The sequence below is a fragment of the Paenibacillus aestuarii genome, from assembly GCF_027789125.1.
Taxonomy (GTDB): Bacteria; Bacillota; Bacilli; order Paenibacillales; family NBRC-103111; genus Paenibacillus_E; species Paenibacillus_E aestuarii.
This window is the reverse complement of sequence record NZ_JAQFVF010000045.1, coordinates 63295-86722: the sequence shown is the minus strand read 5'-3', so window position 1 is coordinate 86722 and position 23428 is coordinate 63295. Positions and strand designations below refer to the sequence as shown.

Below are 23428 nucleotides of genomic sequence, written 5' to 3'. Positions count from 1 at the left end.
AAATAATCGGAATAAATTGATTATAACCTTAACCGGGCTGACAGGGAATATCATTATCCGAACAAGATGACGAATAACGGCTGAATTGGGGTTGTCAGGATCACAACAATCGTAATCATCATGAGCATTAACGTAGATGAGGACGAACTTTTTTTGCTATTTCAGGAAAGGAGCAAATTGATGTACCATCTCATTATTGTTGTAAGAGAAATCGAGAAACGTCGTTCGGACCATCATTTCTACCAAGTCCCGATAACTTAAACGATATTGAAGATACCATCTCACCGTTAGCAATATGATTTCAACATCAAATGTTTCCATTTGAATAGATTTGTTACTGACTTCATCTAATGGTTCCTTTACTTTCCCTTGTTTTTGTCTATGTTACCATACGATTTCGTCATTGCACTAGAACCAATTCGGATACCTAATAGACCCATGTGCGCGGAAGAGACCGTTCTCTGTCAAGAAGGCGACCTAGTAGTAATTTGCGCATGTCTGACAGCTGTTGTGCATATTTGAATTCATGTGCAACATTAACATATTCGTGGGGATCTTCCGTGATGTTGAACAGCATCTCTTCCCCATCTTCTTTCAACACATAACGGTTTTCGGCAGTACGCAAACTTTTCCAACCCTTATGCTCGGTAAGTGCGCTATCACGACGCGGATGTACTTTCCCTTCGAAGAAGGGAAGCAACGACTTCCCCTGTAAGGAACCAGGAATTTGCACTCCCGCCATTTCCAACAACGTCGGAAGGACATCAACCGCTTCTATAATATCCGGGATTGTCCGTCCAGCAGATTGAGTATCTTCGCCCCAGCGTATGATCAAAGGTACACGGCTTACACTATCGAGTCCCGGGAAGCCCTTTCCGTACTTCAAATGTTCTCCCAGCCATTCCCCATGATCGGAAGTAAAAATGACAATCGTATCGTTCTTTAACCCCTTGGATTCCAAGAGACTCAGTATGCGACCAATGTGGTGATCCACCTCGCTGACCATGGAATAGTAACCATGGCGTGCAGCTCTTAGTGTATCATCCGTAAAATCAGGCTTTCCTTGCCTTTTTTTCTCCAAATCAGGAGGGAAATTCGGCATTATGAAACTGGAAGGCTCATATTGATCCAGAAAACGACGAGGAACAACCCAAGGACTATGTGGAGAGTAAAAACCTGAAATGCAGAGCCAGGATTGCCCCATATTCTGACTGATAAATTCCATCGTTTGTTCGGCTACAAACGCGGTATGAGTAAGATCGTCAGGGCCTGGAAACGGTATCGCCCTCTTGGGAAAACGTTCGTCTGGATGAATGACCCGGTCCTGAATCCCCATGGCATCATTCCAGATTTTCGCGGCAGGAGGCAGTCCAATGCTGACTACATCCTCCTCCTCCCCTCGGGCTTTTCTTCGTACCCATGCCCGGTAGGCATCCTCATAACAACCCGGCTCATCGGATATTTCCAAGTGATCGAAACCATATGCAGGATGAGGGTTTCGATGATCCCGGTTGGCATGAGGCAAAAAATGCAGCTTCCCTATATTAGCAGATATATAGCCATATGGTTTTAGCATTTGGGGCAGTGTAACCGTGTTTGTGGGAACAGGTATCCCCATCTCGCTTAGCCCTAAAGCAGATGGGTATTGTCCGGTAAGAAAGCTGGCTCTACTCGGCATACAGACAGGATTTTGTACAAAATAATGGTCAAAATTGATGCCTTCCTTTGCTAACTGATCCAAATAGGGCGTCTGAATATCGGAATTACCGTTGACTCCGAGTGCATCCCACCGCTGCTGATCCGTGTACAAGATGAGAATGTTTGGTCGTTTCATCGTCTTAAACGAACTCCCTCGGGTGTCGGCGTTTCAGTTCTGGTATCGCATCTCCACGTCCGGTATTCTCCAAATGCACAATGTAATCCTTTAAATGCCCCTTGGCATGAAAAGGTCCGCCTTCTTTCATTACCGTCCACAATGGGTCGGTATCGTACGGCATAGTCATCATCATTTCATCATGCCATTGATTCAATAAATACACCGCATCCCTGCAAACATTAGGATTCTGCAAGGCCACATCCTCTTGTTCGTAGGGGTCATTCTTGAGATGGTAGAGCATTTCCTGTGGGAAAAGATGATAACCGTCGTGATAAGTACGAATGTAGAGCCAATCGCCGAATCGCACACTACGCTGGCATACATGGGCGCATTGCGAAATGACTAGATAATCATGACCGCAGTCATTTCCATTTTGTAAAGATGAAGCATAACTTCTTCCATCCCAGCTTGGAGCTACCGGCTTTTCAAGCATTTCGGCAAGTGTAGGCAGCAGATCCAGATGATAATGTAATCCGTTGTCTACACGACTACCCGTAATGCCCGGCCAGCGGATAATCATAGGAATACGGCAAGTCCCTTGGTCGGCAGTTCCATGCTCACCGTAGATACCCAAATGCCCCTGATTTTCTCCATGATCAGCCGTAATTATGACCACTAGGTCATCCATAACTCCCTGCTTATTCAGCGCGTCGAGTAATTTCCCGATATGTGTGTCTAAATAACGAATGCCCGTATCATAGCCGTCGATCATTTTTCGCAGCCCATCCATATCGAGAATCTCTCCGGGATACCTTGGGTAATTAGGCGATGTACGGTTGTTAAACATATTGATTTCATGGACGCTATGCGGTCCGACTTTTTGCTTATGCCGCTCCAATACTTCTTCGGTTAGCCATTCCGGTAGCGGTTCCTCGCTAAACGGATTTCCAAACTCCTCGGGTGCGCGGTAAGGTGTATGTGGATCCCAATAGTTGATGTACATGAACCAATTATCGTCCTTAGCGTTGTTTTCAATCCATTTCAATACACCCGGCGTTACCTCTTCTGCAGACTCCATGCCGCTCTTTCCGGAATTGTGAATCTCAGAGAATCCGGCATAGAACGTCCATTGCGAATGACGCTCCCCAAAGGGGCTAAACAACACAGTTTTTAACCCGGCGGAACGGAGAAAGGCAGGCAAGCTTTCTTTAGCAAGAGTATCCTTAAACAGCCTTGTCTTTCCTTCACGCCTCATGTCGGCCGCCGTACCTCCGTGACCGACGATACCGTTGTGAATGCCAAACCTTCCTGACATTAGTGCCGCGCGTGATGGAGCACAGGGAGCGTCGGTTGTATAGTAACGTTCAAATCTTACGCCTTCGGCAGCAATTTGGTCAATGTTAGGCGAAGTGTTACGATGATACCCATAGCATCCTAAATGATCCGGGCTTGTTGAATCTAAATCGAGTAATAAAATACGCAAAAAATTTCATCCTCTCGTTTAAAATAAAAGCTATTCCCCGATAACAGGAGCCCATCGCAGCTGGGCCGCTGGCGTTTGATCGAGAACGAAATCTCGTCTCTTACGGCACCATTCCGCAGCGTCCGAATAGGCGGGGTGATCTATTAAATTATGAAGTTCATCCGGGTCGTTCATTAGATCATAGAGTTGTTCAGGAACCTTGTCCGGATCTTCATACTGCAAGTGCCGAACATATTTCCAGCGTTCCGATTGGATCATCTGCCACTGCCCCTGGCATTCAGAAAAAGCATAATCACGCACCCTCTCGACTTTACCTGCAACGATTGGTAGAAGCGACCGGCAAGGCACACGGTCATGAAAAGCGGGCCAATCCTTACTGAGAGCCTCTGTAGGGTCAAGGCCTGCCAAATCGAGGATTGTAGCGGTAAAGTCGGTTAACTCCATGGGAGCGGAATTCCGCTCCCCGTGCAAATAACTGGGATGACGGATAGCCGCAGGCACTATGGCAGAAGCATGATATGGAGACTGCTTCTGTGCACGTCCGTGATCGCCCATCATTTCGCCGTGATCAGCCGTGAACAGAAGGACCGTATCGTCCAATATCCCTTCCTCCTCCAGTTTGGTTAAAATCCGTCCGACTTGCTCGTCGATGATGGTGATCATCGCTTTGTAAGCCTGTCGAAGCTTATATAGATGCTTCTTGGTTTCCTTCGATAGAGGACCTTTTGGTCCGGGTAAAAAATCGTCGATTTCTTCGTAAGGCACTCTGTCTAAGTACGATTGCGGAGGGTCGTAAGGAGGATGCGGTCCGACAAACGAACCGAACAGAAAAAACGGACTTTCCTTGGGTCTTCGTTCAATCGCTTCGACGATTTTATTGCCAATAACGATATCCATATAATTGTGTTCACCGAATGGGAACGATTCTGCTGTAAAACGTTGGGTTTCTGCATCGTTGGTGTTTTTCGTATTACGATCATTGAACTTTCGGTATTCCTCCAATAATCCCTGCCGATCTAAGTGCTCGGCGTAATCGCAATAATTGCGACTGACGAGTTGTTTGCCCGACACTTCCCATACTTCATCGAAGCCGAATTGGCGAATGTCATTTTTAATTTCTATCAAAGGATGTCCCTTCCCGATGGGAGAACCAAATTTCCACCCTTGTAGCCAATGAAACTTGCCGATACCATATGTCTTATACCCATGTGCCTGCAATGCGCGAGGATAGGTGGGGTGCTGCAGTGACAAATCTCCGGACATGGCCACCATCCCGATCTGGTGCGTGTACTTTCCGGTCAGCAAAGCTGCACGAGCAGGAGTACAGACCGGATTGACGGACACGCAATTTGTAAAGCCGACACTTTCTGCGATTCGATCAATATTTGGCGTCGACATGCGTCCGTACCCATGGTAACTAACATGATCCAACCTATGCTGGTCGGTCATAAGCAAGATAATATTCATTTTCCTTTCGTTCATACGCCCAACATCAATGGTTTCATTCTTGAACTCCTTGTTTACCCATTTTTCCCCCAAGTGCTGTTCAGATCCTCAATGGCAGGCCTTGATAAACCTCCCGTTGCATCCCACCAGTCGTCCACCTGCTGCCGCAATTGCAGGCGTGCCGTTTCCGCCTCGAGCTCCCCGGCCACATTGACAAGCTCGTCAGGATCTTGCCTCAAATCGTACATTTCCTCCATATCGTCTTCATAGTAGTATACATACTTCCAGTCTGGTGTTTGCACGCCACGCATCGGATGGTACCCCCAATAAGCTTTGTAATGCTCGAAAAATACATGCTCTTGGACGGGAGGAGCGACTAGGTTCAGGTGCGGAAGCAGGGAACCGCCTTCAAATTCAGCAGGCACCTCAAGGCCGGCGGCAGCAAGCAGCGTACCAGGGACAGCCGCGCTGGAAACAAGATCGGGAATCACCTTTCGTGAAGGGGACACCCCAGGTACATACAGAATAAGCGGTACATTGTACAATTCCTTATATGGAAGCACCCCTTTTAGCCTCAGCCGGTGTGCTCCCTGCATATCCCCATGATCACTTGTAAATAGGATGGCGGTGTTGACCAGCAGGCCCTTTGCCTCCAGCTTCGCGATTAAGCGGCCTAGATTCCAATCCATGAGTGAGAGCATCGTCCGGTAACGCTGGGCATCCCGACGGACAAGCTCCTCTGTCAACAACGACTCCCCTGTCTCGGAACGTTCCCGCTGAAATACCGGTTTGCCTGCCAAGTTATCCCGCAAAAAACTGTCCGGGATCGGCATGTCAGCTAGTTGAAATTGTTCCGCGTAACGCTCGATCAGTTCGAAGGGTTGATCTATCGGCGCGTTAGGATGTGGCATGTGCCAGCATACTTTTAAAAAGAAAGGTTTGTCTCCCTGGTAGTCCTCCAAATAATTCAAAGCCATAGCTGTCGTAACCGCATCTTTATTGCTAAGAAATCTCGGATCGGTATTCGCTCCTCCAAGCTCCAATTCATCCGTGCGATAGTGCGTAATTTGAAAGTCGTGGGCTGAAGCGGATAACCCAAGGTGCCACTTTCCGAAATAAGCGGTTTCATACCCTGCATGGTTAAACTCCTTGGCAATTCCCCATTCCCTCGGATCAAGGACATGACCGATTTGGTTTACTCCAACCTGATGCGGGTATTTACCAGTCATCCAACTTGCACGGGAAGGCGAACACTGCGCAGAAGTGCTGATGACACCTGTAAACCGCACGCTGCGTTCGGCTAGTCTATCAAGTTGCGGTGTCCGGTAGCTTGCATCTACACAGCCCATAGCGCTTACCTTCTGCTGATCGGTAGCAATCATGATCACATTTCTCACTTTTCATCCTCCCCATTATCTCCTACTCTGGAATTATCCTTTTACAGAACCCATGAGCATCCCTTTGTTGAAATATTTCTGTAAAAATGGGTACACCATCAGTAGCGGTGCAGCAGTTAGAACAACTGCAGCCATCCTTACCGCTGGGGTAAACTGTAACGCATCCGCAGCACTTTCCACACTTCCGTCGGACTGATTCAGCAGTTGTCGCAGATACACCTGCAAAGGCCATTTGCTTGAATCGTTCAGATACAATATCGCGTTAAAATAAGAGTTCCAGTTTTGAACCGCATAAAATAAGGTGAACGTGGCGATGGCTGGAAGTGAAAGCGGAAGGATGATCCGGTAAAACAACCGGAGTTCGCCACACCCGTCAATCCGCGCGGATTCCTCCAGCTCGAGCGGAATCGTCTGAAAGAAGCTGCGTAAGACGATAAGGTGAAATGGAGCGATTGCTCCGGTCAGGAACAACGCCCAATAACTGTTTACAAGATGCAGACTTTTAACGATCAGGTAAGTAGGAATAATGCCCCCGCCAAAAAGCATGGTAAAAAGAACCATGAAATTAAGGATTTTGCGCCCCTTTAGCCACGATTTGGAAAGCCCATATGCCATGAACGACGTTAGTACCATGTTTATCAGAGTACCCGCGATCGTAATGTAAGCGGCGTTGTAGAACGAATGTAAGAAATTAACATTATGCATGAGGTATCTGTAAGCGTTAATGGTCCAATGATGCGGAATAAGAAAAAATCCTCGGGTCAAAATCTCTTCTTGCGGTGCAAAGGATGTCATGATCACATACAAAAAGGGAAAGAGCACCGAGAACAGGCATACCAGCAAGAGACCACATGTAAACCAAGTGAATGTCACGCTGTTTCCTCGTGCATCAAATCTTCTCATGTTAGTACACTCCTTCCTGCCCAAATACTTTTGCCAACCGGTTGGCCAGAATAATGAGCACTAAACCAACGGCTGACTTAAAAACGCCCACAGTTGTGGAATAGCTAAAATCCCCCTGCAGCACTCCATTTCGGTATACGTAGGTGTCGAATACGTCGGATACGCTCATGTTGACAGGATTTTGCAACAGCAGAATATGCTCAAAACCCAATTCCATTACTTGTCCGAGCCGGAGAATGAATAGGATGACAATTGTTGTTTTCAACGCAGGTAAAGTAATGTGCCACATTTGGCGCCAACGGTTTGCCCCATCCACTACTGCTGCCTCATACAGCGTCGGATCAACGGCCGCCAAAGCAGCTAAGAAAATAATCGCATTCCATCCGGATTCCTTCCAGATGTTCTGCACCAAGTACAATACACGAAAATAATGCGGATTGGTCATCAGCTCTACCCTTTGGTACCCTAAGTCGGCCAACAAATTGTTAATCCCTCCTTCTTGGGTGGAAAATAACAGTACAGTGATGCTGACCACAACGACCCAAGACAAAAAGTGAGGCATATAAACGATCGTCTGCACACTTTTGCGAAACCAGCTCCTTCTGATTTCGTTCAATAATACAGCGAAAACAATTGGTGCTGGAAAAAACAGAAACAGATTGAGTCCGCTAAGTATTAAAGTATTACGAAGTAAACTCGTAAAGTCCTGATCGGTAAATAACCTTTGAAAGTTGGCAAAGCCTACCCACGGACTGCCCAGAAACCCCTCAAAGGGATCGTATTCCTGAAAGGCGATCACCAGACCTCCTATAGGGATATATTTAAAAACGACGAAAAATAGAAATCCCGGCAATATCATCAAATATAAAGGAATTCCCCTGATTAATCCGTTTCTCATGCTGTTCCTCCGCTAGGAATGCTTACTGCAGTTTCTGATAAGCATCGTTATATTCTTTGGTTATCGTGTCGCCACCATCTTTTTTCCATTGATCCACTGCCTGGTCAATAGTATCAATAGGTAGTTCGCCGATAATAACTTTAACGAGTGCGGCCATAAATTTCTGGTCAATTGTAATTCCAAGCTTATTATAAGTAGCAGATTCCAGGCCCACTGATGTATTCGGCCATTTGAAAGGGGCGTTATTGGTAAACCACTGGTTTACTTTGTTTACCATCTCCTGATCGTCCCAAAGTCTGATTTGAATATCGGGATCAAACCGCCTCAGTAGCCATGTAGATATAATGTAGGGACGGTCTCCGGCAAAAGCGTCAAGCTTACTGTATTTGTCCCCATCTTTTTTATAATGTACGCCTTCGATTCCATTCTTGGTCATGATGTTGCCCTCATCTGAAACAAAGTAATCGAACATTTTCAATAGGCGTTCCTGTTTTTTTGGATCGATCTTTGAATTAATAACAAGCTTTTGCGTTCCCATGCTAGTTTTTGTACCTTGCTGCCCATTGGGACCCTTCGGAGGGAGGAGCTGGGCTGTCACAGCTTTCGGAGCGAGTTTTTTCAAATTCACATCGTAGGTTTGATAATAGTTGGTGGGCACCACGTCCATAATTCCCACTTTATTAGCCGAATATTTTTCCTGAGGATCCTTCGTTTTGTTCACAGCGAAGTCTTTATCCAATACTCCTTCGACATAAGCTTTGTGCATGAAGGACGCAAAGTCTTTAAGTTCTTTGTTCTGCGTATGCCAACTAATTATTTTACCGTCCTTCAATCCCCATCCGTTGACAAGACCGAAAGCCGCCTTAATGTCGTCGATGTGATCAAAGTCGTCTTTAGTCGGCGTCAATGATGTCGAAAATCCGATTGTATCGGATTTCCCGTCACCATCTGGATCTTGGGTAACAAATAACTTTGCGACATTGTAAAATTGGTCCATCGTTGTTGGTAATTTCAGACCGAGCTTATCTAACCAGTCCTGACGGATGCCAAACGAATCACGGGTATCAATAGCATAATAGGGAAGTCCGAAATATTTCCCTTTTGGACTCATGAATTGAAGGCTCTGTTCCCCGCCTAGGTTTTTCAGCAAATTCGGATACCTGGATATCATGGGCTTGACATCAAGGAAAACCCCTTTGTCCCGCCACTTCAAAAATTCGCCACCTGTGGTGGTAAATGCATCAGGAAAACTTCCCGAGGCAGCGAGCACATTTAACTTCTCATCATAATTATCCGAGGGTATCCACTGGAACTTCAGATCGACGTTGAATTTTTTATTCAAATAATCGATCATTGGATGGTGGTCCGGCCAACCTCCCCCTTCATAACTGATCGTCATGATATTGATTTCCAGCTTTTCCTTCATGTCGTCTTGAACTGTTTTGGTTCCCGAATCATAGGAGCCGCCATCTGTTCCACTGTAAGTCGACTTGCTTATGGACATGCATGCTGTTAGAAATCCTGCTGTTAATAATACACTCACTGATGTAAGCATCCATTTTTTCATGTTCAACGCCCCTAGCTGCTTAGTAAATAGCTACTTTTGAAGTGCTTGATAAGCATCGTTATATTCTTGTGTAATTTTATCGCCACCGTCTTTTTTCCATTGTTCTACCGCCTGATCAATGGAATCGATAGGCTGTTCACCCATAATCACCTTGACCATGCTTCCCATAAATTTCACATCGATGTTCGGTCCAAGCTTCGTATCTGTCGCCGACTCCAGTCCGGCCGCTTCATTCGGTTTTTTGTAAGGAGCGTTGTTTTTAAACCAATGATTGACATTGTCCACCATTGTTTGATCGTCCCATAAGCGAATCTGTATATTGGGATCGTTCCTCCGCAGCAGCCAGATCGAGATCAAATAAGGCCGGTCTTTATCAAAGTCTGGTAACTTCACGTAACTGTTGCCGTCTTTTTTGTAATCGAGCCCCTCAATGCCATTCTTGGTTAGAATATTTCCTTCATCCGAAAGAAAATAATCGAACAGCTTCATGATCCGATCCTGCTTTTTCGGATCGATCTTTGCGTTGATGACAACCTTTTGCGTGGCAGAGGAAGTCGTCGTCCCTTGTAACCCGGTAGGACCTTTCGGCGGCAAAAGCTGTACCGTTTCCGCCTTGGGATCCACTTTTAACAAAGGTGGGACAATGTTTTGGTACACTTGTGTCGGAACGATCTGGTCCGTACCTACCTTGCCCGACGTATATTTGTCTTGTGGGTCCTTGTTCTTGTTAACAGCAAAATCCTTATCAAGCGCTCCCGAAGTGTAAGCCTTGTTCATGAACGTTGCGAAATCCTTCAGCTCCCGGTTTTGCGTATGCCAACTGATTAATTTACCGTCTTTTAACCCCCACCCGTTGACTAACCCGAAGGCCATTTTGATCTGGTCAATAAATTGGAAATCCGTCTTGGTCGGTGTTAATGCTGCAGAAAAGCCGATTGTATCATTCTTTCCGTTGCCGTCCGGATCCTGAGTGGCAAACGCTGTCGTTACTTTTAGAAAATCATCGGTGGTTGTTGGCATTTGCAAACCAAGCTTATCAAGCCAGTCTTTACGAATGCCGAGTGAATCTCGTGTTTCAATTCCGTAGTATGGGAGGCCAAAATATTTGCCGTTCGGGTTCATATATTGGAGGGTCTTATCTCCACCGAGATTTTTAACCAAATTCGGGTATTTAGCAAGCAATGGCTTGACGTCAAGGAATACGCCCTTATCACGAAATTTTAAAAAGTCTGGCCTTTGCAATAGAAATGCATCCGGGAATTCACCCGAGGCCGCAAGAACATTTAATTTCTCGGAGTAACTATCAGCCGGTATCCACTGAATATTTAAATCAATATTGAATTTTTTGTTTAGGAAATCAATCATTGGGTGATGGTCCGGCCAGCCTCCACCCTCATAGCTGATCGTCGTTATGTTAATTGCCAGCTTATCCTTTAAATCATCCTGGGGTGAGGTGTTTCCAGCTACGCTACTTGTAGTCTTGCTATCGGGCGCACACCCCTCCAACATCCCGACTACTAACATTGCGGCCATTAATAAAAAGGTTCTTTTTTTCATATTTCCCATCCTACGTTTTGCCATTTCCATCGTTCTCCTCGCATAGATAAAATAAAAGAGACTTCCCTTTCATTTAGTGAGAAAGGGAAGTCTCCGGTGGTCCGGTTGACATTCGGATTATTTTTTTTATAAGAACAATTTAAACATAAAACATATAATTCCTATTAACTTACTTTAGTATGAAAATTATATTAGCATTTGCCTATTTTTGTGTCAATCCATTTATTTTTAATTCCAGGTATACAAAAAACAAGAAATGGGACCGTGGGAGGGACGGTGTATAAATGTGTACCATGATTTGGGGCCTAGTCAGGCGCAAAAAAAGAGAGAGCACCTAAAGGTGCCCCTCATCTTCGATCTGTATAGGCTTTTTACCGAAAACTTTGCTAAAAACGCTGGTTGGTCTTATGCGGGACCACATCCGCCGTTTCCTGATAAAAAGTCAGCAGCCGGTCCTTCAGTTCAGCGAGTACGCCGGATAAAGAAGGGTCATCTATCCGATTGGCCATTTCTCCGGGATCGCTTTGCAGATCGTAAAGCTCATCCGACTCATATAAGCGCCTCACATACTTATGCGTTTTGGTGCGGCACATGACGGCCTTCGTATGCTCCGCTCTTTCACTCTGCTGCAAGCCTACCCTGGGCCAGTATAAGCCGGTTGGTGTCGTCTGAGCGATGCTGTCCTTCTCCATGCAGTGAATTTCGCCATGGATTCTGCCGCCTTCGCAAAAGACGGCATCACGATGCTCGTACGTTTCCCCCGCCAGAAGCGGCAGAAGCGAGCGTCCGAAATGGGTGTGCTCCGGTTTCAAATCAAGTAGCGCCTCGACAGTAGCGGGAAAATCGATCAACTCCACCAAAGCATCGCTGACTCGGGGTACAACGGGAATGTGCTTCGGCGGCTTAATAACAAAAGGTACCCGGGTTAACGTATCCTCAAACGTATTCTGCGTTTTCTCTACGAGTCCGTAATCTCCCGTGAAGTCGCCGTGATCGGAGAAGAAGAACACCGCCGTATCATCATAAATGCCGGCTTCCTTCAAGGCATCGAGAAGCAATCCGAACTGATGATCCACTCGGGAGCACATACCGTAATAGGTCGCCCGCAGCTCGTCCCAGCGTTCCTCCGACCATGTTTGAAGATTCTGCCTTTCGTAAATACCCTTAAGCAGACTTGGCTTGCCGTCCCAATTGTCGGGCGCAGGAATCCTTGGCGGCAGCTTCTTCCTGTCAATCTGGCTGAACCAAGGCTCCTCCACGCCATAAGGCGGATGAGGATAAAGCAAGGGCAGGTAGAGGCAAATCGGCTGATCCTCGGGAGCGTTCTTGATAAATTCGATGGCTCCTAACACATTCGCCCAATCGCTGTCATAATAAGCTTCCTCGGCCGGGTCTTTTTCAAGTTTGCCGGCGTAGAAGGAGTAATAGTTGTCCCCTTCGGGCTCACCCCTCCACAGATCATATCCGTGCAGGTTTGATTCCGGGCGCGGCTGCTTCTCCGGTTTATACTTGATATCACAGTAAGCGTCATAGCCGCTCTCCGCAGGAACCAGGTCGTTCTTCCCGCCCCACCATACGGAGTAGCCCTGCTCCTTTATCGTGCGCAGCAGAACCGGCTCATCGGGCTGCATCATATGGAACATCGTGCGATGACCCCGTACATGCGGATACCAGCCGCTCATAAACGAGCATCTGCTCGGCGTACACACCGGGTTTTGGCAAAAGGCGCTGCGGAACGAAACTGCCTCGGTTTCGACCAGTCGATCGAGAACCGGCGTTACCGCCGCAGCGTTTCCGACATGTCCGAGGACGTCCCCCCTCCATTGATCAGGATTGAAAATAACGATATGCGGTTTTTTCTCCATTCAGAGCAGCCTCCCTGGCTAAATTTATTATCCTTAGATTAACAACACATGGGCACCGGAGGATTCCGCCAAAATGACACCGGGCATCGTATTGAGGAGTCCCAACTGTTTCAGGATCAAATACACCGGGATAATGGTGTATCCCTTTGGCATAAACATTGTAGCGCTGAAGATAAATACGAGCAGCTTTCTACCCGGGAAGTTGACGCGACCGAGCGCGCAGCCGGTCCACATGCACAGCAAGGTAACAATAACGACCGGCGATACCGTCACGATCACCGAGTTTTTGAAATAATCCGAGAAGTGGCCAGCCTTCCATGCGCGCGCATAGTTCATCCACTGCATGGATTCGGAAAGGAGATTTAAGCCCGAGGTGATATACTCCTGATTCGTTTTCAACAAATAAAAGGAAAAATCCAGAGATGAATCCGAAGACCGTCAGCAGGATATGACCAGATGACCATTTTTTCTTGTCATCATCCCCTGCCTCCTGCCCGCTGCAGCCACTTCGCAAGAAGACCGAGAAGTGCAGTCAATATAAAAATGGCAACGCCAAATACAATACCAGCCATCGACGCATACCCGATCTGTGGGAAGCCGCTTGTGCTGAAGGCGAAATTATAAATGTACAGATCCACCGTCTCGGTCGCGTAGAATGGCCCTCCGCCCGTCAAGGTTTTGACTAAATTGCCAGTCCACTTGCCATTTTTTTGTTTGAATTATTATCCATTGGTCGAATCCTCCATTCTCATAAACCATACGAAGTTCTACATTGATACGTTAAGTTTATTCCATATTCTGGAGGTGTACAATATTTTTTTGTTGCACTAAACTCCCGTTAGTTTATCTCCTGCTTGCTGAAAATTGATCGAATCTTTAACTTGTCTAGAGGTCGGTGTCTTGCATGTAGGGAGATTTGTCTCACAGGACTACAATGTAGGGAAATTTTTGCATTTTTCTATGACACAAATTCACCTACATAAAAAAATAAAAGCTTGATTTCTCTAGCTTTTTCGCTCTAGTTTATGTAGGCACATTTGTTTCATTGGACAGCGAAATTTATTGTCGGTTGACAAGAACTTGATGTCATAAATGACAAGACGATGTTTAGCGCTGCTTATTAAGCCTTAATTAGTTTATCATCAGATTTGATACGTTCTCTCGAGTATAGAAAAAGTACTTCTAACGATCTCTTCACGCGTTTCAACAAAATTCACATTTTATTCCACTAACACCATATTGACCTTTATTCTATTCATTTCAGGCGTGTTTTTCAGGGTAAAAAGTATAGTGCTTTTAGTTCATTTTTTTGGGATGATAAGTAGCGGTCGGCTAGGAATTGCGTTGAAAAATAGGTAATAGTGTAGAATCATTGGAAATTCCTGAAGTATTTTTTAGCATTTAGTTTGATTTGACTAGATCCAGGTATCATTTTTGTAAATTTATTTCATTTTCTAATGTTGATGAGGATATAAAATTTCATCTATAATGTTACTGAAACTATTAGTAAATTTAGTAAATTAATCTAGTAGGAGGATTGATCATGCGCCATCATTTTCGTATTAAGAAATTCATCGTTCCACTCGCACTAACCGGCTTACTCTTTGGAATCGTTTCCTTCACACCTGTTTCATTACCGTGGGTGAAGCAACCTCTTTCTGCAAATGCCGCAGTCATTCAGAGTGATTCGCTTCAAGATGCTTTTACTGCAGCCGCGAAAGAATTTGGTGTCCCGGAAAGCATCCTATTATCTGTTTCTTACAACCTTACCCGTTGGGAGCACCACAATGGCGAGCCAAGTACATCAGCCGGATACGGAATCATGCATCTTACCGATAATGAACATGGAGACCTTGAAGATTCCAAAGGATCAGAGGAACAGCAAAATACAACAGTTACACAGGATTCCAATCTCACTCTTTCAGCTGCGGCGAAGCTGCTTCAGCTTACTCCGGATGAATTAAAAAGCGATCCGAAGCAAAATATTCGCGGTGCGGCAGCTTTACTAGCCCAATACGCTAAGGAAACGACCGGAACGGTTCCGACTAATCCAGAGGACTGGTATGGGGCCGTAGTCAAATTCAGCGGTTCAACGGAAGCGTCTGCTGCTCTGGATTTTGCCAATGTAGTATACGATACGATCAATCAAGGGGCCGAACGGCAAACGTCCAATGGACAACTTGTGCATCTTGCCGCCCAACAGTTAAAACATAACGATGCAACAGCGAATTCTCTAAAGTTGCATACTAGTAAACAAGACGATGCGGATTGTCCGAATAGTATTTCCTGCCATTTCGTTCCGGCTGCTTATCAGCAGCACAGCGCCAATCCAGGCGACTACTCTAATTATGACCCGGCCGACCGTCCCAATTACGGGCCAGATATCCGCTATATTCTCATCCATGATACGGAGGAAAGCTACAACGACACGATCAATATTTTTCAAAATCCGTATTCCTACGTTGCGGCGCATTATGTCATTCGATCCTCTGACGGCGATGTGACGCAGATGGTGAATAATAAAGATGTCGGTTGGCATGCAGGGAATTGGTACTTTAACATGCATTCGATCGGGGTCGAGCACGAAGGCTTCGCCAAGGAAGGGGCTACCTGGTATAGCGAACAACTATATCGTTCCTCGGCAAAACTTGTGAAATACTTAGCCAATAAGTATAACATTCCGATCGACCGCGCCCATATTTTCGGGCATGAAGAAGTTCCCGGGTTGTCCGCATCCAAGCAAAAAACGATGCATCGTGATCCCGGACCGTTCTGGGATTGGGAACATTATATGGAATTGCTGGGTGCACCGATTCATCCTAGCGGGGGCTCTCAAAAGCTTGTGATGATTAAACCGCATTTCCAGACAAACCAGAACTCATTTAGTGACGCTCCTTCACAACCTTCCGACTTTGTTTACTTGTATACTTCGCCAAGCTTCGAAGCTCCACTCTTGGACGATGCTGCTACCCAAGGCGAAGATAAGACGGAGGCCTTAAATTGGGGCGATAAAGCGGTAACTGGGCAAACATTTTATCTAGCCGACCGTCAAGGGGATTGGGACGCGATTTGGTACGGCGGACAAAAGGCGTGGTTCTACGATCCTAATCAACGGAATACGGTGAAATCCGATGGACTAATCATTAAGCCGAAAGCGGGAAAAGCAACGATTCCGGTATATGGAGGCGCTTATCCGGAAGTCAGCGCATATCCGAGCGGTGTTAGCCCTAACACTCTCAATCCCCTGCAATATACGATTCAACAAGGACAGGAGTATGTGGCCTTCGAGAAAGTGAAAGGCGATTATTACAATGCAAAAGTTTTTACCTATGATCCTTATCTTGATTCTAAAGAAGTAATAGGCAACGAAGAATATTACCGCATACAATTCAACCATCGATTTGCCTTCGTGAAAGCTTCGGACGTCGACATCGACGCCAATTGATCTAAAATTATCAAGGAAAGACGGATGAAGATGTTGATTTCCCTGAGAGTTCTATAGGTTTGTTGTACGGAAATACGATGGATGGACTTTTCGAAAAATAACTGAAGTTCCAGATCCAAGAACTTGCTAACTCGTAAATACTTTTATCTACTGTGCTATCGTAGCCCTAGGTATTAACAATTGAAATTTTCAAATTTATCAAATTATGATATTGCGTAATTTAAATAGAAGACCGGCATACCATTAACGGTAGTCGGTCTTCTATTCTTCTGAGATGCGGGAAACACCTAGAGTTTTATTTTTGTATACAAGAAATTGCCCAATTTTTAAAAACTTCGATTATTTCATCTAAATTAAACACTCCTCCACTTCCCATAAAAGTGTGGTCTTCAACTCTACATATAAGCCAGTCAGTTTCAGTACGTTCAATTTGAATGCGATTGAAAATTTCGTTTTCGAGACTAGTCTCGAGTAAGTCAATTCGAATGAACCAACCAGGATTATCGATTGTATCAATTTTTATTTGCTGCATATGCTCCCAAGACAATCCTTACTATATACTGACCATTTTTATGGTCATTTGCTTTTGCCAAAGCTGACAACTATGATGGAGTTAGGCAACTTATCCTTATACAAGGAGAATTCCGCATGATCAAAGTAGTAATGATCCGCCATGGACAGAGCGAATGGAATCTCGAGAACCGATTTACGGGCTGGACAGACGTGGATTTGTCTCCGAACGGTCTCGAAGAAGCAAGACAAGCCGGAATCATCCTGAGAAATCAGGGTTACGTCTTCGACGCAGCGCATACATCCGTTCTGAAGCGTGCGATTCGGACGATGTGGATCATTCTTCAAGAAATGGATTTGACGTGGATTCCGGAATTCAAAAGCTGGATGCTGAACGAACGGCATTACGGCGCCCTGCAAGGATTGAACAAAGCCGAGACGGCCGAGAAATACGGAGAAGAGCAAGTTCACTTGTGGCGCAGGTCCGTCGACGTTCGCCCGCCTGCATTGGATCAAAACGATGCCCGATACGAAGCGTCCGCGCCACGCTACCGGAATTTAAAAGAAGGGGAATTTCCGTTAACGGAAAATCTCGATGATACGGAGCGCAGAGTGTTAAAGTACTGGAAGGAGATAATCGCCCCCGCTCTCTCGTCCGGCAAGCACATTCTCATTGCGGCTCACGGCAATACGTTACGGGCGTTGGTGAAGCATCTGGATCGAGTCCCTGCCGACGGGATCGCCGATCTGAACATACCGACCGGCATCCCGCTCGTGTACGAATTGAACGAGCAATTATCGCCGATCCGGCATTATTTCTTGGGCATTGACGGCGAGATGCCGGAAGGAACGATTCCTTCCCATATGCCCCCCACTATTAATGTCGGGCAGTCACCACTTCCGTCCGAGTGAGAGGTGCATTCGGAGAAGTGGCCTTGATCGCGTCCATTCAGCACGTCGCGATCGACAGTGGCTATAATCAAGGCGCGGAAGATATATAACTTGCACTTTCTTATAGTACGTTTCCCTGCGTATGATCTTAATCTATCCCGCCAGTTAGTTGAGAAAACGGCAGTCCTTGTGCGGCTGCCGTTTCTTCGTGTTTATTGAGCTCTTGTATCCATTTAGTTGCATCTGTGTTTGCTTATCGCGTATTCCTTGAATATACAAAAAATCCACTTCTTTTTTCCCAGCCAGATGAAGACCAAAAGGCATTTCCAACTAAATTATCTTCAATCACAAATATGTGGCACTTATCAATGCCCGCTTTGTTCAATTGGTCCAAGCTCTTTTGCACTAGTTTGTTAGCAATTCCTTGTTTTCGATAATCTGGATTTACGGACACATGATAGATGAAACCTCTTCTCCCATCGTGCCCACATAAAATAGTCCCAACGATTTTATTATCTTGTTCGCATACATAACTTAATCCACTGTTTCTCTGCAGATAAAATTCAATGTTTTCCTTAGAATCAGCATTGCTTAAAGCTAATCCCTCAATGCCATTCCATAATTCAATCATTTGTTCATAATCATTTATTGTCATCTCTCTGAATAAATTCATTTCCCATCCCCACCCTTTTGATTATTCTGGATCAAATAATAATAAGGTTACAGTCCTACCAAGAAAATAATTAATTTTAGATGGATTCGTTCTATTATTGATATCAAAAATGTACCAAGCTACCAAGACCGGTTTCACTAACAACATGATGATAACCAGTGTAATAACTACCTGTAACAATCCCATTCCCATCTCAAGATCTCCCTTTCATTTAGATCAGATAATTAAAATTTCTCGGGTTTTACCAAGACAATTCCGAGATATACAATTAATGCAACCGCAATTATCCCTATCACGATCATGCATCAACCTATGTGAATGCGTTGTCAAAAGAGGGGTTTGTCATTGAGCAAATGATGGAGGAGTCTAGTGATGAAATTATGCAAGCGAGGAAAAACCGAATACGACGAAAGTTAAAAGCAAAAGGCACCCAACAGGGTGCCTTTTGCTTTTTCTGGTAATTAGTCTTTCCCCGGTGCTTTTCATCATCGCACCACTCTTTATAAGTTTAACCCAAATCTCTTCAATTCAATAAATACACCTTTTGCAGCGTTCCTTCGATCAACAGGTGCCGTATGATTAAGAACGTCCATTTCGTCCCGATATTCATTTAGCTGTCTTGACCACTATTCTGGTACACTAACTAGTACCAATACTAAAAACAGACACAACGATATCTCGTTATATCTGTTTTTATGAAGGCACATTGTCTTACTTACACTGTACCTGAGGAATCCGGTACGTCCGGACCATCGACGACATCGATCACACCGATAGCCAGAATGCTGATAGCAGCCGCTTTTCCCAGCTTTTTCACGCCGTCTTTCAACCGCGCCTTATCGCTGTCCTTGAAGCCTGTCACGACATCTTTTCCGCACTCAACCACATACTCGATGCCATGGACAACTCCTCTTGCCGTCGTAATGGCCGTTTGTTCAAGTTCATGGAGTCCAGCTTTCGATTGCTGCTTATCCGCGGTAATTAGGCCTGTGCTTAAATTCCATATACCGCTCGCTGCATGGCCTGCGATCACGCCAGTTTTGGCCGTGACCTGTTCTATATCATTACCGATTTCCTTTATATATTCACTGCGAACAAGCTCCCCTGCCACACGGACAGTTCCTCCGAGCACTTTGCCTGTCACATCGCCTGCCAGCCTGCCTAAATCCTTCAGAAAATCCATCTCAAGCACCTCCGTACATCAGTATATGCTGTATTCGATTGTCGAACACTTGGTTGCAATACATGAAGGAACGGTAGGCTTTCTTAGTTATACACCTTAATCAAATTCTTAATCACCTCCATTTAGTTTACAGATTTAGAAAATACACTTGTTATAACGTGACCTCTAATTGAATGTCCCGAATTTCTCGTTTATAAATAAACTCATTAATCTCTACCGCTTGCACACAACCCATTTTGCGATAGAAATTTTGAGTTTCCACGGATGGGTGCGCCCCTATATACAGTTTTTCTGCACCTAATAATTTTGCAACTTCTTTTGCCTTCAGAAAAAGATACTCACCCACCTTTCGTCCTCGCACGGAACGGGTTACATGAAGAAAAGATAACTCCCGATAAATAGACTCACTTCCAAATGGCACAGCTTCTATAATAGCGAAACCAATCAATTGTGCACCTTGTTTAGCAATTACAACAGCACCGCCATTCTTAATCGTATCTTTAAAATGCTCGACTATTTGCCGTTTCCTTTCCAACGTCCAATTATCTTCAAACGAATCGCCGGTCTCAAACCATGTACCCCTATCATTAAAAATCACCCGTGTAGTTATTTGAAAACGTTCAAAAGAATCAAGCATCTCAGTTAATACATCTTCTATTTGCAAAATTTCCATTGTAAACACGGATCCACACTCCTAACATGCAAATTACCGTTGTAAAAGTGGCTAAGCCTATTTTACTATTATTTCCTTCTTATCTAAACTGCCAGTTAGTTTAACGAATAAGTCCACATTGATTACAATATCACCACCTCATCACCTCTACCCTGCCCGTTAGAACTCCTGTAAAATGAATAATTTGGCGTTTGAACAAAAACGAGCGCCTCGCTACGATGGGGTTGCACACGAGGTCCGTTCATCTGACTTAAATTGATTTATATATACCAATATTGATTCATTTATTGAATTTATTTCAGCAGGTGATACATTTTCCTGTTCTAATTTTTGTTATACCATCAGGTAGATCAAAACTTTCAAAATCTAAGCCCATTTCACAGAACCAGCCATCAAAATGAATGCTTTGGGGACCTCCCATTCCATGTGGACATTCATAAAGACTCCTATTCTCATCAATACAATGGCACCACCAAGATACACTATTAATGGCTATTCCGATTTCTGTGAGCTCTAACACCAAATTTCGAATATATCTAGAGTAGTTATGATGTCAATATAACCCTGCCCGACGCTTTGTGCTTTATTTTCTTCAAGTATTTCTTCAATTTTTTTCTGTTTGCTTTCTTGATTTAACCTTAAGGCTCCCAGATAACTCATTTTTAGCAACATCCTGACTCATAGATTAATATTGGTATTTATTCAATTACTCGTTCAAGCATCCTGCTAGTTACTTTAACTCAAAACGCCAGCAGATAAGATGGCCGTCTGGCGTAGTGTAAGTGTGCAGCAGCAGGCATATGCTTATTTTATGGGGAGTTCTTAGCTCTCTCAATTTACCACATACTTCGCAGAACCCGTATTCTGCGAAGTAAATTGAATTGGATTGTGCTTCTTTCAGGCTACCTGATATATTATTATTATTATTTTATAAAATCACTTAATAACCCTAAACAGGTTGGCAAAGCGCAAATCACAAAAAAGCTTGGCGCAACTCGCCAAGCCTCTTCACTATTAATTGACCGATTAGAAGCCCTGCTCCAGATCCCAGCTCATGAAATTCTGCGTAGGACCGAAGTTCGCATCAAAACCGTACGCATCGAAATGCACCTTGCCGCTCTCGTATACCTTAGCCGTTACATAGGCATAGTAACGATCCGTATCCTTACCGGTCGGCTTCACGGCTTCAAATGGCGAACCACCGGAGCCTACAATGATTTGGTACGCGGAGCCGTTATTCGGACGGCTAATATCTGTAATATGTTCATGACCGCTTAGGTACGTCGCTTTATTATCTTCAATCACCTTCCAGAACGCATCCGCAGCTGTTTTATCTGCGTCAAGGCCCCCCGGTTCAGTAATTGAAGGATCATAAATATACGTGTAAGCCATCTTATGGCCAAATACGAAGTTGTGCTTCATACCTCGAGCTTTGGCAGCTGCGAGGTCTTTCGCCAACCACTCAGTTGGAGCATGCGAATCGTTTCCTGTCGGGTCAGTATTAATGATGGCAAAGTGCGATCCTCGGTAGTCGAACGAATAATCGAGCTGCTTTTGGTTTGTGGAAATTTTGTCTACGCCCCCGATTTGCGGATAATTATTCGGATCAAATCCAGCGATGTTGTCACCGAGAATTTGCGAAAACCGCTGCGAATCGACTATAATGTCGCCCATGTTATCACGCCAGGTGTTCTCGTTTGACTCCGTAGCTTTTTTAACCGTTTTCCCATTTTCATCCTTGTACTTGTCCTGCACCTCATGATTGCCAGGCACAGGGAATACGTACATGCCGTGCTCGAAAGCCGTTCCAACCACACCGCGCCAGTAGGCGTACTGACGGTTCAAGTAATTGACGTCGGAGTTCTTCGAGTATCCCAAAATCATATCGCCGTTAAAGAGCAACATGTTCGATTTCTTTGCCTCCATCTCATCAGTCATGCGGGTCAGTACTTTTGTATTAACCATCCACTTCAGATCCTGTGCGGAAGCTCCAGTGTAGCCGTCTTCGATGCGGCAGTCACCCACCGAGGAGAATGTGAACAACAGCTTGTCGCTACCTTTGAGAGCATCCTGAATCTGCTTCAGAGTCGCAGGAGAAATTTGCGTCGCTCCGTTCATTACGTAGGGTGCTTTATCCAGCTTGACCGCTTGACCTTTGATCGTCGCATCAGTCGAACCCACCTTTAGGCTGGCTTTGCTGCCGGCCACGTCAACGATAATCATCTGGGTATCAGCTGCCCAGCCTAACGTGCCGTTCATACCTTCCATTGCCGAACGAAGTGCAATGTCAGCGTCTGCAGCACTTGCGACGGAAGCTCCTCCGGCAAGTATAGCGGTCATGACTGATGCCGCCGCTCCAATCCACTTCAACATCTTCTTCATCGATTCTCTCCTTAAAAATATTTAAATGAATAGTTTCTACTATATATGACTTATGTAAAATATGTATTTATGCTATTTTGAGAATTTGTTAATATTTTCACAATGCACTCGTATATTTGCTAAGGTTCTCAGCGCTATCTGTAACGGCAAGTTTTAGGGCCATCCTTCGCCAGGATGGCCCTTTTTATGGAAAGTTTGCTTTACATTACGGCATGGGAGAGCTAATCGGCCGACGCATGGTGAAGAATCATCCTGACTCAGCAAAGCAGATGGAAATCGACAAAAAAGATGAGCGTAATCTGGTAATCGCGAATCGAGCTAAAGCGAAAGCATATGACATGATTGTTTTTTTGTTTGGGGCCTTAGTTTTAGCATTTGCCACGATGGGTATCGATAAAAAAACGTTGTGGCTATTGGTTTGTGCCTATCTGTTTATCCAAGGAGTAATCGAAAGGCACTACTTGTGTAACTTTTCCTATGTTGTTCAAAAAAGCTAAAATACAATAAAATTTTGAATCACTTCAGAAACAAAGCCACTTGCAATTAAACTCACTCTGTACGATTCAGTTTTCTCACGAATGCTCGCTTATTCGCAAGATTTCGTCTTGCCAGATCTACGGTAAGATTGTTAGAGCAACCCTAGTTGAGGATCAGGAAACATGAAGGCGTGCGGAAATAGAGGGTGAGATTAGAACCCCATGTTCTTCCATTCTCTACGCCGCCCCTGGAGGTTTTCACT

At 45.0% G+C, this 23428-nt stretch carries 22 protein-coding genes and 1 pseudogene; 3 read left to right on the top strand and 20 right to left on the bottom strand.

Annotated features, from left to right (window positions below):
• Positions 1–130: 130 nt before the first annotated feature.
• The 12 genes and pseudogenes from O9139_RS33385 to O9139_RS19470 all read right to left on the bottom strand — a co-directional run.
• Positions 131–347, bottom strand: a pseudogene (locus tag O9139_RS33385) (IS6 family transposase); the annotation flags it as partial.
• A gap of 80 nt (positions 348–427) precedes the next feature.
• A complete protein-coding gene (locus O9139_RS19520) occupies positions 428–1834 on the bottom strand; it encodes a sulfatase family protein (RefSeq protein ID WP_270881147.1) in 1407 nt (468 codons plus the stop codon).
• Positions 1835–1838: 4 nt separating this feature from the next.
• On the bottom strand, positions 1839–3299 hold the full coding sequence (locus O9139_RS19515; RefSeq protein WP_270881146.1) for a sulfatase family protein: 1461 nt from the start codon (positions 3297–3299) through the stop codon (positions 1839–1841).
• 30 nt (positions 3300–3329) lie between these two features.
• Positions 3330–4781, bottom strand: coding sequence for a sulfatase family protein (locus O9139_RS19510; RefSeq protein WP_270881145.1), 1452 nt, complete (start codon positions 4779–4781; stop codon positions 3330–3332).
• Between the two features lie 38 nt (positions 4782–4819).
• Positions 4820–6142 carry a sulfatase family protein gene (locus O9139_RS19505; RefSeq protein ID WP_270881144.1) on the bottom strand — a complete coding sequence of 441 codons (1323 nt, stop codon included), beginning with the start codon at positions 6140–6142 and terminating at the stop codon, positions 4820–4822.
• A 33-nt stretch (positions 6143–6175) separates the two neighbouring features.
• Complete coding sequence (locus tag O9139_RS19500; RefSeq protein ID WP_270881143.1) at positions 6176–7045, bottom strand: carbohydrate ABC transporter permease; 870 nt, start codon at positions 7043–7045, stop codon at positions 6176–6178.
• A gap of 1 nt (position 7046) precedes the next feature.
• On the bottom strand, positions 7047–7943 hold the full coding sequence (locus O9139_RS19495; RefSeq protein WP_270881142.1) for an ABC transporter permease: 897 nt from the start codon (positions 7941–7943) through the stop codon (positions 7047–7049).
• A 22-nt stretch (positions 7944–7965) separates the two neighbouring features.
• Positions 7966–9510, bottom strand: a complete 1545-nt coding sequence (locus O9139_RS19490) for a type 2 periplasmic-binding domain-containing protein (protein ID WP_270881141.1) — start codon at positions 9508–9510, stop codon at positions 7966–7968.
• 30 nt (positions 9511–9540) lie between these two features.
• Positions 9541–11067 (bottom strand): extracellular solute-binding protein, encoded by a 1527-nt coding sequence (locus O9139_RS19485; RefSeq protein WP_270881140.1) that lies wholly within the window; start codon positions 11065–11067, stop codon positions 9541–9543.
• Positions 11068–11453: 386 nt separating this feature from the next.
• Complete coding sequence (locus O9139_RS19480; RefSeq protein ID WP_270881139.1) at positions 11454–12932, bottom strand: sulfatase-like hydrolase/transferase; 1479 nt, start codon at positions 12930–12932, stop codon at positions 11454–11456.
• A 33-nt stretch (positions 12933–12965) separates the two neighbouring features.
• A complete protein-coding gene (locus O9139_RS19475) occupies positions 12966–13334 on the bottom strand; it encodes an ABC transporter permease family protein (RefSeq protein WP_270881138.1) in 369 nt (122 codons plus the stop codon).
• A 74-nt stretch (positions 13335–13408) separates the two neighbouring features.
• Positions 13409–13570, bottom strand: a complete 162-nt coding sequence (locus tag O9139_RS19470; protein ID WP_270881137.1) for a hypothetical protein — start codon at positions 13568–13570, stop codon at positions 13409–13411.
• Between the two features lie 905 nt (positions 13571–14475).
• Between O9139_RS19470 and O9139_RS19465 the strand changes: the two genes are divergently transcribed.
• Positions 14476–16377 carry an N-acetylmuramoyl-L-alanine amidase gene (locus O9139_RS19465; protein ID WP_270881136.1) on the top strand — a complete coding sequence of 634 codons (1902 nt, stop codon included), beginning with the start codon at positions 14476–14478 and terminating at the stop codon, positions 16375–16377.
• 295 nt (positions 16378–16672) lie between these two features.
• Here O9139_RS19465 and O9139_RS19460 read toward each other — a convergent pair whose 3' ends face one another.
• Complete coding sequence (locus O9139_RS19460; protein ID WP_270881135.1) at positions 16673–16909, bottom strand: Imm53 family immunity protein; 237 nt, start codon at positions 16907–16909, stop codon at positions 16673–16675.
• A 116-nt stretch (positions 16910–17025) separates the two neighbouring features.
• Between O9139_RS19460 and gpmA the strand changes: the two genes are divergently transcribed.
• Entirely contained in the window at positions 17026–17799 is a 774-nt protein-coding gene (gene gpmA / locus O9139_RS19455; protein ID WP_270881134.1) for a 2,3-diphosphoglycerate-dependent phosphoglycerate mutase, read from the top strand.
• Positions 17800–18031: 232 nt separating this feature from the next.
• On the opposite strand, the gene O9139_RS19450 is transcribed toward gpmA, so the two are convergent.
• The 7 genes from O9139_RS19450 to O9139_RS19425 form a co-directional block, all read right to left on the bottom strand.
• Positions 18032–18451, bottom strand: a complete 420-nt coding sequence (locus tag O9139_RS19450) for a GNAT family N-acetyltransferase (RefSeq protein WP_270881133.1) — start codon at positions 18449–18451, stop codon at positions 18032–18034.
• 21 nt (positions 18452–18472) lie between these two features.
• Positions 18473–18643, bottom strand: a complete 171-nt coding sequence (locus tag O9139_RS19445) for a hypothetical protein (RefSeq protein WP_270881132.1) — start codon at positions 18641–18643, stop codon at positions 18473–18475.
• Between the two features lie 32 nt (positions 18644–18675).
• Positions 18676–18753 (bottom strand): potassium-transporting ATPase subunit F, encoded by a 78-nt coding sequence (locus O9139_RS33380; RefSeq protein ID WP_377526295.1) that lies wholly within the window; start codon positions 18751–18753, stop codon positions 18676–18678.
• A 413-nt stretch (positions 18754–19166) separates the two neighbouring features.
• A complete protein-coding gene (locus tag O9139_RS19440) occupies positions 19167–19634 on the bottom strand; it encodes a hypothetical protein (protein WP_270881131.1) in 468 nt (155 codons plus the stop codon).
• 151 nt (positions 19635–19785) lie between these two features.
• The gene (locus O9139_RS19435) at positions 19786–20307 is read right to left on the bottom strand and encodes a GNAT family N-acetyltransferase (RefSeq protein ID WP_270881164.1); all 522 of its coding nucleotides are present in this window, start codon (positions 20305–20307) and stop codon (positions 19786–19788) included.
• A gap of 513 nt (positions 20308–20820) precedes the next feature.
• Positions 20821–20967, bottom strand: coding sequence for a hypothetical protein (locus O9139_RS19430; RefSeq protein ID WP_270881130.1), 147 nt, complete (start codon positions 20965–20967; stop codon positions 20821–20823).
• Positions 20968–21333: 366 nt separating this feature from the next.
• Complete coding sequence (locus O9139_RS19425) at positions 21334–22689, bottom strand: copper amine oxidase N-terminal domain-containing protein (RefSeq protein ID WP_270881129.1); 1356 nt, start codon at positions 22687–22689, stop codon at positions 21334–21336.
• 236 nt (positions 22690–22925) lie between these two features.
• On the opposite strand from O9139_RS19425, the gene O9139_RS19420 reads away from it, so the two are divergent.
• Entirely contained in the window at positions 22926–23186 is a 261-nt protein-coding gene (locus O9139_RS19420; RefSeq protein WP_270881128.1) for a hypothetical protein, read from the top strand.
• Positions 23187–23428: the final 242 nt, after the last annotated feature.